Annotated in this window: 7 protein-coding genes; all 7 read left to right on the forward strand. The window is 67.9% G+C overall.

Annotated elements, in window-relative coordinates; translation table 11 throughout:
* The first annotated feature begins 7 nt into the window (after positions 1–7).
* The 7 genes from ACVKN3_RS01750 to ACVKN3_RS01780 all read left to right on the forward strand — a co-directional run bounded on the left by ACVKN3_RS01750 (position 8) and on the right by ACVKN3_RS01780 (position 13,452).
* Positions 8–1,777 carry a DUF885 domain-containing protein gene (locus ACVKN3_RS01750; protein WP_456991062.1) on the forward strand — a complete coding sequence of 590 codons (1,770 nt, stop codon included), beginning with the start codon at positions 8–10 and terminating at the stop codon, positions 1,775–1,777.
* Positions 1,774–3,357, forward strand: a complete 1,584-nt coding sequence (locus ACVKN3_RS01755) for an APC family permease (protein ID WP_354512869.1) — start codon at positions 1,774–1,776, stop codon at positions 3,355–3,357. Before ACVKN3_RS01750 ends, ACVKN3_RS01755 begins: the two co-directional genes overlap by 4 nt.
* Before the next feature lie 16 nt (positions 3,358–3,373).
* Positions 3,374–5,749, forward strand: coding sequence for a twin-arginine translocation signal domain-containing protein (locus tag ACVKN3_RS01760; protein WP_354513385.1), 2,376 nt, complete (start codon positions 3,374–3,376; stop codon positions 5,747–5,749).
* A 143-nt stretch (positions 5,750–5,892) separates the two neighbouring features.
* Positions 5,893–7,830 carry a glycoside hydrolase family 127 protein gene (locus ACVKN3_RS01765; RefSeq protein WP_354512867.1) on the forward strand — a complete coding sequence of 646 codons (1,938 nt, stop codon included), beginning with the start codon at positions 5,893–5,895 and terminating at the stop codon, positions 7,828–7,830.
* 94 nt (positions 7,831–7,924) lie between these two features.
* Positions 7,925–10,831, forward strand: a complete 2,907-nt coding sequence (locus ACVKN3_RS01770) for a TonB-dependent receptor domain-containing protein (protein ID WP_354512865.1) — start codon at positions 7,925–7,927, stop codon at positions 10,829–10,831.
* On the forward strand, positions 10,831–12,498 hold the full coding sequence (locus ACVKN3_RS01775; protein ID WP_456991219.1) for a DUF5597 domain-containing protein: 1,668 nt from the start codon (positions 10,831–10,833) through the stop codon (positions 12,496–12,498). The genes ACVKN3_RS01770 and ACVKN3_RS01775 overlap by 1 nt, the downstream gene beginning before the upstream one ends.
* Positions 12,499–12,630: 132 nt before the next feature.
* A complete protein-coding gene (locus tag ACVKN3_RS01780) occupies positions 12,631–13,452 on the forward strand; it encodes an alpha/beta fold hydrolase (RefSeq protein WP_354512863.1) in 822 nt (273 codons plus the stop codon).
* The last annotated feature ends 27 nt before the right edge of the window (positions 13,453–13,479 follow it).

Raw genomic sequence — 13,479 nt, forward strand, 5'->3', positions numbered from 1 at the left:
AGTCGCCATGTCCCGTTCCCTCGTCGGTATCGCCTGCCTGCTCGGCATGGCGGCCCTCGCTACCCCGACACACGCCGAGGACGTGGGCCGACGTTTCCGCGATATCGCCACGCGCGAATACACGTGGCGGCAGGCGCAGTTCGCCGGTGCCGACGACGAGAACGGACCGGCGGCACCGTCGGATCACCTGCCGCGGGTGGACGCCGCCACGCAGGCCACGCGCGAACGCTACTGGAGCGACGTGCTCACGCAGTTGCAGGGCGTCGACCCTGCGAGGCTGACCGGCGAGGATCCGACCAATTACGCCGTGTACCGGCAACAGGTGGAGGTGCTGCTGGCCGACCAGCGCTTCCATACCTGGCAGATGCCCTTCAACGCGGACTCCGCGTTCTGGAGCAACCTGGGTTTCAGTGCGCGCGCCACATTCACCGATGCCGCGTCGTACCGTCATTACCTGGCCCGCCTGCGCGACGTGCCGCGTTACTTCGACGAGGAAACGGCGGCCATGCGCCTGGGCCTGGCGCGCGGTTTCAGCCAGCCGAAACTCGTGGTGGCCAGCCAGTACGACGGCATCCGCAGCGTGGCCGATGCCGCGGGTGAAGCGAACCTGTTCTATACGCCGTTCCTCAAGATGTCGCCGACCATCCCCGCGGCGGAACAGGCCCGGTTGCGCGACGAGGCGAAGAAGGCGATAGAGACCCAGGTGCGACCCGCATACGCCCACCTGCTGGCTTTCATGCGCAACGAGTATTACCCGGCAGCGCGCGACGGGCTGGCCGCCGAGGACCTGCCTGACGGCGTGGCCTTCTACCGTTCGCAGATCCTCGAATACACCACGCTGGACAAGAGCCCGGACGAGATCCACGCGCTGGGCCTGAAGGAGATGGCCGATATCCACGGCCAGATGCTGGCGGTGATGCGCGAGGCGAACTTCAAGGGCACCTTCCCTGAATTCCTGCATTTCCTGCGTACCGACCCGCAGTTCTACGCCAAGACGCCGGACGAGCTGCTGAAAGACGCCGCGTGGATCGCCAAGGAAGTGGATGCCGTGGTCGGCGACTACATCGGGCTGCTGCCGCGCCGCCGTTTCGCGATCAAACCGGTGCCCGCCGACCTCGCGCCGATCTATACGGGCGGCCGCGGCGGCCCGGGGATTTATCTGGTCAACACGTACAACCTGCCTTCGCGGCCCCTGTATTCGCTGCCGGCGCTGACCCTGCACGAATCCTCGCCGGGGCACGCCCTGCAGATGCCGCTGGCCGCCGAGACCACCGGCCTGCCGGACTATCGTCGCTACGGTTTCATCTCCGCCTATGGCGAAGGCTGGGCGCTGTATTGCGAATACCTGGGCCAGGAGATGGGCATCTACCACACGCCGTACGAGCGCTTCGGTTACCTCAGTTACCAGGCGTGGCGTGCGGCACGACTGGTCGTGGACACCGGCATCCATCACCTGCACTGGACGCGCGAGCAGGCGCGCCAGTACCTGCGGGACAACACCGCGCTGGCCGAGCACGAGATCGACACCGAGGTGGATCGCTATATCGCGTGGCCGGGCCAGGCGCTGTCGTATTACCTGGGCGAGATGGCCATCCGCGAGGGGCGTGCGCGGGCGACGAAGGCGCTGGGTGAACGCTTCGACATCCGTGCCTTCCACGACACCGTGCTGTCCACCGGCTCCGTGCCGCTGCCCGTGCTGAACCAGCGGATCGATGCCTTCATCGCCGGCGGCGGCAAGTCGCCCTACGCATCCACCGCGGGAGCGCCACGTCCATGAGCGACATGCCGAACGACACCCAGGGTCACTTCCACAAGCGCCTCACCCTGGTCGACCTGACCTTCATCGGGCTGGGCGCGATCTTCGGCTCCGGCTGGCTGTTCGCGGCCGGCCATGTGGCCGCGCTGGCCGGCCCGGCGGGCATCGTCTCCTGGCTGATCGGTGGCGCCGCGGTGCTGCTGCTGGGCCTGGTCTACTGCGAACTCGGCGCCGCGTTGCCCCGCGCGGGCGGTGCCGTGCGCTATCCCGAGTACTCGCACGGCGCCCTGCTGGGCGCCTTGATGGGCTTCATCACGCTCATCGCCTTCTCCAGCCTGATCGCCATCGAGACCGTGGCCTGCCGGCAATACGCCGCCGCCTGGCTGCCCGCGCTGAACGTGCCCGGCAGCACGCATGCCAGCGTGCTGGGCTGGTTCGTGCAGCTGGCCTTGCTGCTGCTGTTCTTCGCGCTCAACTACTACAGCGTGAAAACCTTCGCCAAGGCCAACAACATCATCAGCGTGTTCAAGTTCGTGGTGCCCGTGCTGGTCATCGTGATGCTGCTGACCCACTTCCATCCCGCCAACCTGAGCATCCACGGCCTCGCCCCCAACGGCCTGTCCGGCGTGGAAGCCGCGGTATCCGCCGGCGGCATCATCTTCGCCTACCTGGGTCTCACGCCCATCGTCTCGGTGGCCAGCGAGGTACGCGATCCCCAGCGCACCATTCCCATCGCGCTGATCCTTTCCGTGGTGCTGTCCACCGTGATCTACGTGCTGCTGCAGCTGGCGTTCCTGGGTGGCATTCCCACCGAAATGCTGGCCGGCGGCTGGAGCGGCATGGACAAGGCGTTCGCCCTGCCCTACCACGACATCGCGCTGGCGCTCGGCTTCGGCTGGCTGGCCACGCTGGTGGTCTGCGACGCGGTGATCTCGCCCAGCGGCACGGGCAACATCTACATGAACGCCACACCGCGCATCGTCTACGGCTGGGCCCGCAGCGGTGGCTTCTTCCCGGCGCTCACACGGATCGACCGCGCCTCGGGCATCCCACGGCCGGCCTTGTGGCTGACCCTGGCCCTGTCCATCTTCTGGACGCTGCCGTTTCCCTCGTGGGAGGCGCTGATCCAGGTGGTCTCGGCCGCGCTGGTACTCAGCTACGCGGTGGCCCCGGTCACCGTCGCGGCGCTGCGCCGCAGCGCGCCGGCACTCGAACGCCCGTTCCGCGTGCGTGGCTTCGCCGTCATCGGGCCCGTGTCGTTCGCCGTGGCCGGACTGATCGTCTACTGGTCCGGCTGGAGCACGGTGTCGTGGCTGCTCGGCCTGCAGATCGCCATGTTCGCCGGGTATTTACTGGTCAAGCGCGCCACGGGCGCACCCCGCGCGCTGCTCGCCCAGCAGGTGCGCTCGGCGGCATGGCTGATCGGCTTCTATGTCGTCATCATCGCCGCGTCCGCGCTGGGTACGTTCGGCGGCAACGGCAGCCTGCCCCATCCCTGGGATTCCGTCGTGGTGCTGGTGGCGTCCGTGGCCATCTACTACTGGGGTGCCTGCACAGGCCTGCCCGCTTCCGCGCTTGCCCTGGACGACGACGATGAGTGACCCCGACCGCTCGCCGATGGCGCGCCGCGACTTCCTGCGCACCCTCGCCGCCGCCAGCGCGGCGGCCGGCCTCGCACCCCTGTCGGCCGAAGCGCTGTGGCGCGGCGATACCGGCGCGGCACCCGTCTCTCCCACCACCGGTGCCCCACCACCCGCCGCGCGGGTGCCCTTGCCTGGCGTGTCCCTCGACGGCTTCGCGCCCGTGGCGACCTTCCGCGACGGCGATCGCACGTGGCGCGTGCTGGAGAACCTGCGCCACACGGATGGCGACCTCGTGCTCACCGACGGCACGCACGCCGTGGTGATCGGCAAGCGGACCGAGGCCACCTGGGACGAGTCCGACAAGCCGTACCTCGGCCTCGCACTGGCCGAGATCGCGGTCGCCGGCCCCGACCTGCTCGCCGACCGCCTGCTGGCCAAGGGGCAGCCCGACGAAGACCAGGTGCGGCGGGCCGCGCCGCCGCCGGCCTCGGTGCTTAACCCGGAGGACTATTACGGCCGCCTGCCGTGGACGACCTTCGTCGGCACCCGCCAGTGCCTGGACACGATGCCGGTCTACACCTCCGGCAGCACGCGCGGCTACCACGCCGACCAGGCCTTCGCCGACCTGCACGACCCGAAGAAAGTGGCCCGCCGTCGCGAAGGCCTGCTCGGTGGCTGGCTGCCGGCGGTGCACAAGGTCGTGCCGATCGATGCGGAGCGCTGGTACGACGTGATCGTCTTCGCCGACGTGGATGCCACGGATCGCTTCGTGGTGCAGACCTGGCATCGCACGGCGCTCGTCGAACGTGGCGCGATGACCGGTGTCGTCTACGGGCACAGCTACCCGGCCTGCCCGCCGCGAAGGCAGGCTCCCACCGCCGATGCGTTCCACGCCGCGTTGCTGCGCTTCCACGACCGCTGGCATGCCGAACTGGCCGACATGGCGGTGGCGACGATACCGGCCCCCGGCTGGGCGGACATGGCGCGCTACGCGTTCGCGCGCGAGCTGGTCGTACGGCCGGAGGGCACCTATCCCAAGTACGGCGCGGTGGATCGCGACTACTACGGCAACGAGTACGACGGCTTCCAGGACACCTTCACCAGTTCGCTCTACGCCAACCTGGAATGGGGTCGCTTCGCCCAGGCCGCTGCGGTGTTCGACGGCTATTTCACCGATTTCGTCCAGCCCGACGGCATGATCAACATGCGCGGCGCGGAGATGGGCCAGTTCGGCCTCACGCTTTCGCTGATCGCGCGATACGTGGCCTACACGGGCGACGTGGCGCTGTGCCGCAAGCACCGCGCGAAGATCCAGGCCACCGCGGCCATCCTGCTGGAACTGCATGATGCGTCACTGACACTCCCCGCCGGCGACCCCGGCCATGGCCTCATCCACGGCTGGAACGAGTCCGACGCCTGCCTGTTCCCCGATCCCATGCTGTGGTGGCAGCCGTACTTCGCCAACAGCGCGCTGGCCGTGCGCGGACTCACCGATCTGGCCGGCGCATGGTCACGTATCGCACCGGGCGACATCGCCACCGCGTCGCATTGGACGACGCGCGCCACCGCCCTGCGCGAGCGGCTGGTGGCCAGTGTGCGCGCCAGCGTGCGCCACGACCTCAAGCCGCCTTACGTGCCGCCGTTGCCCGGCGTGAAGCGTACCTTCCGCGAGGCACTCGCCGCCGAACATCCCAGCGAGCAGCAATGGCCGCACCGCGCCTATGCGGAGCTGTTGCAGGCCGATGTGCTGCCTGACGACCTGGCGCACCGGGTGATCGACGCGATGCGCGGCCACGGGGCGACCAGCCTGGGTGTCGTGGCCAACATCGGCCCGGTGGACCCGAAGAGCCGCGATATCCTCGGTTTCATCTCTTACGGCTACGCGCAGCAGCTGCTGCGCCTGGATCGCGTGGACGAATACCTGCTGTTCCTCTACGCGCACCGCTACCACGGGCATACGCCCGGCAGCTGGACCGCCGGCGAGGTCACCGATATCGCCGGCGGCATGCCGCTGTTCTGCATGCCGGCGCAGATGACGATTCCTCTCCTGCTGCGCTGGGCCTTCGTCCACGACGACAGCGCGGGTGACACCTTGCACCTGGGCCGCGCCGTGCCGCATGCCTGGTGGGCCGGGAACCATGCGCTGTCCTTCGATGCAGCGCCGACACGGTGGGGACGGTGCAGCCTGCAACTGCTACGCAGCGCGGGTACGCTGGCCGCCACGGTCGTGCTGCCCGACGCAGCGACGCCGAAGGAAGTGTGGGTCACGCTGCGCACGCCGCCACAGGCAACGCGTGGCGCGGTGCGGGTCGACGGTGCCGCCGTACCGGTCGGCGACCTGCGCGGCGAGCACATCCGCCTGCACGGCCGTCCCGGGCAGCGGATCGAGGTCACGCTGGCCTTCACGTGACCCGAGGCTATGCAGGATGCCGCACCGGCGTCTTGTAAATGACACAAGACGCTGCCGGTGCGTGACGTCACGATGAAAGCGCGCATCGGGGGGTGCGCGGGTACGCCGGGCCTGATGCGCGGCGGCCACGTGGTGGGGGCGACATGCACGAATCGGACGAACGCAGGCGATTTCTGAAAACGGGTGCCATCGCACTCGCCAGCGCCTTGGCCGCGCCGCGGTTGCAGGCCTTCGATACCGCCGACCCGGCCAGCGCGACCGCCGTGGCCGCACGCGAAAAACCGGTATGCCGGATGCAGCCTTTCGCGCTGAATCAGGTCCGCCTGCTGGACAGCGATTTCAGCCGAGCCGCGGCGATCAACCTCGATTACCTGCACAGCCTGCCCGTGGACCGCCTGGCGCACAGTTTCCGTATACAGGCCGGCCAGCCTTCCACCGCGAAGCCGCTGGGCGGCTGGGAAAAACCCGATTGCGAACTGCGCGGCCATTTCACCGGTGGGCATTACCTCTCGGCGGCCGCCATCGCTTGGTCCGCGCATGGCGATGCCACGCTGAAGGCGCGAGGCGATGAACTGGTCGGCATCCTGGCCGGTTGCCAGCGACCCAACGGCTACCTCAGCGCCTTCCCCGAATCGTTCTTCGACCGGCTGAGCGCCGGCCAGAAGGTCTGGGCGCCGTTCTACACGGTGCACAAGATCCAGGCCGGCATGCTCGACATGTACCGGCTGGCCGGCAACACGCAGGCCCTTGCCGTCGCCAGGGGCATCGGCAACTGGACCGTGCGCTGGCTGAACGGGTTCTCCGATACGGACATCGCGCACATCCTCAAGACCGAATACGGCGGCATGAACGAATCGATGGCGGACCTGTACGCCATCACCGGCGACACCCGCTACCTGGATGCCGCGCACCGGTTCGACCAGGTGTCGCTGTTCGATCCGCTGGCCTCGCATCGCGACGAACTGAAGGGCCTGCACAGCAACACGCAGATCCCCAAGGTGATAGGCGCGGCACGCCGGTATGAGCTGACCGGCGAACCGCGCTACCGGCGCATCGCGGAATTCTTCTGGGAAACGGTGACGCAGAACCGCACCTACGCCACCGGCGGCTCCAGCAACGACGAATTCTGGAAAACCGGCCCGGGTGACCTGAAGGACCAGCTGGGCTTGTACGCGGCGGAATGCTGCGTGGCCTACAACCTGCTCAAGCTCACGCGGCATGTCTACGCCTGGAGCGGCGATCCGCGCGCCTTCGACTACTACGAGCGCAACCTCTACAACGCCCGCCTGGGCACGCAGGACGCCCAGGGCATGAAGCTTTATTACTACTCACTGCAGCCCGGTGGCGCGAAGTTCTACAACTCGCCCATGGACTCGTTCTGGTGCTGCACCGGCAGCGGCGCGGAGGAGTTCGCCCGCTTCAACGACGCGATCTATTTCCGCGACGACGACGCGCTGCACGTCAACCTGTTCATCCCGTCCGAGCTGGACTGGCCCGAGATGGGCCTGACCCTGCGCCAGGACACCAGTTTCCCCCGCGAAGCGGCCACGCATTTCCGGTTCACGCTGAAGCAGCCGCGCGACATCGCCCTCAACCTGCGCATCCCCTCGTGGATCGCCCCGGGCGCGCGCGTCGAGGTGAACGGTGAAGCCCTGGACACCTTTGCGTCCCCGGGCAGCTACCTCACCCTGCGGCGCACCTGGCAGACGGGCGACCGCGTGTCGCTCACGCTGCCCATGGCGCTGCGCAGCGTGACCCTGCCCGGCGATGACACGTTGCAGGCGGTGACGATCGGTCCAATCGTGCTGGCGGCGCGGCTGGGATCGAAGGGCCTCACGCACGATCAGCAGTACGGCCGCTACGAATCGGGTCCGTCACCCGAACCCAAACCCCAGCCCGCACCGCAGATCGCGCCGGACGATGCGCATCCACTGGCGTGGCTGGTGCCGACGGACACCCCGCTCACCTACCGCGCCACCACCCGGCACGGCGTGATCGACGTGGCACCGCTGAATACGATCCAGGGCGAGCGTTACGCCGTGTACTGGCAAACCGAAGGCGCCGCCCCCGGCGCCACCTGAGCTTCAAGGCCACCACGCATTCCACCCACCCCGACCGGTCCACGGACCGTTCGACGGCTTCGTGCACCTTTTCGCCACCGCCCCGAGGAACGCCATGTATCCACGCCATCGCACCAGGTCCGACCGCTCCTCCTGTCCGGGGTTTTCCGCGCGGCTCGTCGGCACGACGTTGCAGGCCGCGATCGCGCTGGCGCTACTGGGAACCTGCGCCACCTCGCAGGCGCAGGACACCCCGAAGGACGCCAGCGCCACCGAGGCGAAAACACTCGACGCGGTGACCGTCACGGGGTCCCGCATCCGCCGCGTGGACACCGAGACGGCCAATCCCGTGGTGACGCTGGATCGCGCCGCCATCGAGGCCACCGGCAAGCCGACGCTGGGCGACCTGGTCCAGGAGTTGCCTTCCATCGCTGGCAACGCGACCAATCCCAATACCAACAGCGGCGGCGGCACCGGCGCCTCCACGGTGTCGCTGCGTGGCCTGGGCGACAAGCGCACGCTGATCCTGGTCAATGGCGTGCGCCTGGCCTACAACGATGTCAACGCCATTCCGGCGAGCATGATCGAGCGCGTCGAGGTGCTCAGCGACGGTGCCTCGGCCGTGTATGGCTCGGATGCCATCGGCGGCGTGGTCAACTTCATCCTGCGCGACCACTTCGACGGCGTGCAGCTGTCCAGCGACTTCGGCACCAGCAAGCGCAGCGACGGCAACCGGCGGAACTTCGCACTGACCGCCGGGCACACCGGCAGCAACTACAGCGTCATCGCCGGGCTGTCGTACAGCGACATCGACGCCGTATCGGCGGCCGCGCGTCCGTACTCGAAAGATGCCTTGTACCTGACGGACGGCGTCCCGGTGAAGCAGGGCTCATCCGCCACGCCCGGCGGCTCGGTCAATTTCAACGACGGCTCCGACGCCTCCACGGCGCTGGCCGCCGCGTCCGGCTGCTCGCGCGTCACCCTCAACCCCGGCGTGACCGGGCAGCCGGGCCCCGGCGATTTCCACTGCTACCACGGCAGCGATTCGTACAACTACCAGCCCTACAACCTGTTGCAGACGCCGCAGAAGCGCACGAACGCCTTCGTCCTGGGCAAATACCAGTTCACGCCCTCGGTGCAGGGCTACGTCAACGCCTATTTCAGCAAGACCAAGTCGTCGTCGGTGATCGCGCCGATCCCCGTGTTCGCCAACGGCGACAATTTCCTGGTGTCCTCCGCCAGCGTGTACAACCCGTTCGGCGTGAACTTCGGCACCGACCGCGCCACGGGCACGTCGTACAACGACCTCAACACGCGCGCCACGGTGCTGGGCAACCGCAGCTACCAGTACAACACGTACAACCTGCAGGTGAACCCGGGGTTGCGCGGCGCGTTCGGCGACAGCACCTGGCAATGGTCCACCGATATCAACTACGGCCGCGTGCGCCAGATATCGCGCAACAACGGCTTCCTGGACTATGCGCAGTTCAACCAGGCGGTGGGGCCGTCGTTCCGCGATACCGACGGCACCGTGCGCTGCGGCAGCGCCGGCAACGCGGTTGCCGGCTGCACGCCGCTGGACATCTTCAACCTCAACGCGCCGTCCAGCCTGGCCACGTTGCAGTCGATGATCGTCAACCCGACGGTCAGCAGCGTCTACACCGTGAAGCAGTGGGAAGCCAATGCCAACGGCAACCTCTTCGACCTGCCCGCCGGCACGGTGAGCCTCGCCACCGGCGTGTCCTATCGCAAGGAGAGCACCTCCACGCAGGCCGACCCGCTGTGGACCGGCGACGAGAACGGACTGTGCGGGGTGATCGAGTTCTGCGCTTCCACGCTGGCCGGCGGTTTCAACGTCAAGGAAGCCTATGCGGAGGCGCTGGTGCCCCTGCTGTCCGACCTGCCGGGCATCCGCTCGCTCAACCTGACGCTGGGCTCGCGCTGGTCCGACTACAGCACGGTGGGCAGCAAGACCAACAGCAAGGTGGCGCTGGAATGGCGTCCGCTGGATGACCTGCTGTTGCGTGGTACGGTCTCGCAGGTGTTCCGTGCACCCAACACCAGCGAACTGTACGCGGGCGTAGCCGGCGATTCGGCCACCGCCAACGACCCGTGCAACGGCTACACCGGGGGGCATGACGTGGCCTGCGCCAACGTGCCTACCGATGGCTCCTACCGCCAGGCCGACGGCCAGGTGTCGGGCAAGGCGTCGGGCTCGGTGCTGGCCGGCTACCAGCTCAAGCCGGAAACCGGGCGCTCGTACGACATCGGCCTGGTCTACGATCCGCACTGGCTGGACGGCCTGTCCTTCAGCGTGGACAGCTGGAAGATCAACCTCAAGGACACGATCTCCCAGGTGTCGGCGCAAACGGTGCTGAACCAGTGCTACGCCAATCCGGCCAGCGCGTTCTGTGCGCTGGTGCATCGCAACGGCAACGGCACCATCAACTACGTGGCCGAGCCCACCGTCAACCTCGGCAAGCTGTGGGCGGCCGGCACCGATGTCGGCCTGGCGTATCGCTTTCCCGAAACGGCCTACGGCAAGTTCGCCGCCTCGCTCAACGGCACCTACGTGAAGCGATACGACATCAACCCCGATACCACCGACCCGCATTCGGTGGTGATCCACAACGCCGGCATCTACACCTATTCCTACGGCAATTTCCCCCGCTGGCGCGGCCTGGGCACGCTGAACTGGTCGATGGGCAACTTCAGCGCCTCGTGGCGGCTGCGCTATGTCGGCCGCACGCAGATCGGCAGCAGCGACCTCACCCAGGGGCTTTCGGCGGATGCCGCCCTGCCGGGCATCGAGCGCAAGATCGGCGCGTACGTCTACCACAACGTGCAGGTTGCCTATAAGGTCGAACCCTGGCACACGCGCTTCGAGCTCGGTGTCGACAACCTGGCCGACAAGCAACCGCCGCTGTATTTCGCCAATAACGTGACCAACGCCAATACCGACGTCGCCACCTACGACCTGCTGGGCCGCTATTACTGGATGCGCGCCACGGTGTCGTTTTGATCCGCCTGCCGGGCCGCGTGCGTGCCTTCGCCTCGGCGCGGGCCGTCGCCCTGGCGGGTGCCCTGGTCCTGGCCAGCGCACCGGCGCTCGCCGCGCAGCTGCCCCAGGTGGTGCATGCAAACGGACGCCACGCGCTGCAGGTGGACGGCAAGCCCTACACGGTGCTGGCCGTGCAGCTGCATAACTCCAGCGCATGGCCCGCCATCCTGCCCGAGGTGTGGGACGAGGTGCTCGCGCTGCATCCGAACACCCTGGAGGCGCCGGTCTACTGGGAACAATTCGAGCCCTCCCGGGGACGCTACGACACGGCTAACCTCGACGCGCTGATTGCCGGCGCCCGAGCGCACGGCCTGCACCTGGTGGTGCTCTGGTTCGGCAGCTGGAAGAACGGCCAGATGCACTACGTGCCGGAATGGATGAAGGCCGATCCCGCCCGCTACCCGCGGGCGCTGGACGAACACGGCACGCCGCTGGAGGATCTCTCGCCCTACGCCGATGCCAACCTGCACGCGGACCAGGCCGCGTTTGCCGCCCTCATGGACCACCTGCGCAAGGTGGACGGCGATCGCCACACCGTGATCATGGTGCAGGTGGAAAACGAGCCCGGCAGCATCGGTGCCATCCGCGACCACTCCCCGGCAGCGGAGCGCGCGTTCGCCGCGCCGGTGCCCGAGGCACTGGCGCAGGCCCTGCACCGGCCGCCCGGCCGCACCTGGACGGCGACCTTTGGTGCCGATGCCGACGAGCAGTTCAACGCCTACGGCATCGCGCGCTACATCGATCAGGTTGCGGCCAGCGGCAAGGCGCGCTACGCGCTGCCGATGTACGTCAACACGTGGCTGCGCTACAAGGGCAAGCACATGCCCGGCTACGACTATCCCAGCGGCGGCGCCACCTGGAATGTGCTGGACACCTGGAAGGCCAGTGCACCGCACATCGACCTGATCGGCACCGACCTTTACAGCACCGACTACCACGAGTTCACCAAGGTGGTCGGCCAGTACACCCGCCCCGACAACCCGCCGTGGATCTCCGAGACCGGCTACGACGCCGGCAACGCGCCCTACCTGTTCCACGTGCTCGCGCAGGGCGGCGTGGGTTTCTCGATCTTCGGCGTGGACCACGCCGCCGACACCGCGGAACGCAAGGCCGCCACCGAAGCACACGCACGCAACTTCGCCCTGCTCGGCCCCATCCAGGGCCTGGTCGCCGACGCCGCGTTCAAGGGCACCCTCAGGGCCGCCGTGGAGCAACGCGGCCAACCGAAAACGGACATCGCGCTGGGCGATGGCTGGACGGCCCATGTGTCCTACGGCGCCCCGGCGTGGGGCGACGCGCCGTCGGAACTGCCGGGCAATCCCACCGCGGATGGCCACATCCTGCTGCTGCCGCTGGGCAACAACGAGTACCTGCTGGTCGGCTTCCACGCGCGCGTGGAGTTCGAACGCAGCCGCCAGGACGGCCGCATGGGCCAGCTGCTGCGCGTGGAGGAAGGCGGGTACCGTGACGACGCCTGGGTGTCCCGCCGCTGGTGGAACGGCGACGAGACCGACTACGGCCTCAACCTCGGCGACCGTCCGGTTTACCTCCGGGTGCGTTTGGGGGATTTTCCCGCTGCCCTCACCGACACCGCCGATCACACCGTTCCCGCCGATCCCGCCCGGTAGGAGCGCCCGCGCCGACACGGGTGTACGCGAGCCGACGCGGGCGTCTACGTGCGGTTGCGGGCGTACACGCGCACATGCGGGCGTCCGCGTTACCCTTCAGCTTCCCTCCCGGAACCGAAGAAGGCCAACGCTATGTCATTCATCACGACGCGAGACGGCACGCAGATCTACTACAAGGACTGGGGCACCGGCCAGCCGGTCGTCTTCCACCACGGTTGGCCGCTGAGTGCGGACGACTGGGACGCGCAGATGATGTTCTTCCTCGCCCACGGTTTTCGCGTCATCGCGCATGACCGCCGGGGCCACGGGCGTTCGTCGCAGACGGCGACCGGCAACGACATGGACACCTACGCGGCCGACGTGGCCGAACTGGCCGCGCACCTGGACCTGAAGGACGCCGTGCACATCGGCCATTCCACCGGCGGCGGCGAAGTGGCGCGCTACGTGGCGCGTCACGGCAAGGGCCGTGTGGCCAAGGCCGTGCTGGTCAGCGCGGTGCCGCCGATCATGATCAAGACGCCGGCCAATCCCGGCGGCCTGGACATCTCGGTGTTCGACGGCTTCCGCACGTCGCTGGCGGACAACCGCGCGCAGTTCTACCGCGAGGTGCCCATTCCCTTCTACGGCTTCAACCGCCCGGGCGTGACCACGCTCGACGGCGTGGTCGACAACTGGTGGCGCCAGGGCATGATGGGCGGCATCAAGGCCCATTACGACTGCATCAAGGCGTTCTCGGAAACCGACTTCACCGACGACCTCAAGGCCATCACCGTACCCACGCTGGTCATGCACGGTGACGACGACCAGATCGTGCCCTACGAGGATGCGGGCGTGCTTTCCGCCAAGCTCATTCCGGGCGCCCAGCTGAAGCTCTACAAGGGCTACCCGCACGGCATGCTGACCCTGCATGCGGATGTCATCAACCCGGACCTGCTGGCCTTCATCAAGGCCTGAGGTAAGTCGACATGCCACGCGCCGCGA

The organism is Luteibacter sp. PvP120 (assembly GCF_054055715.1).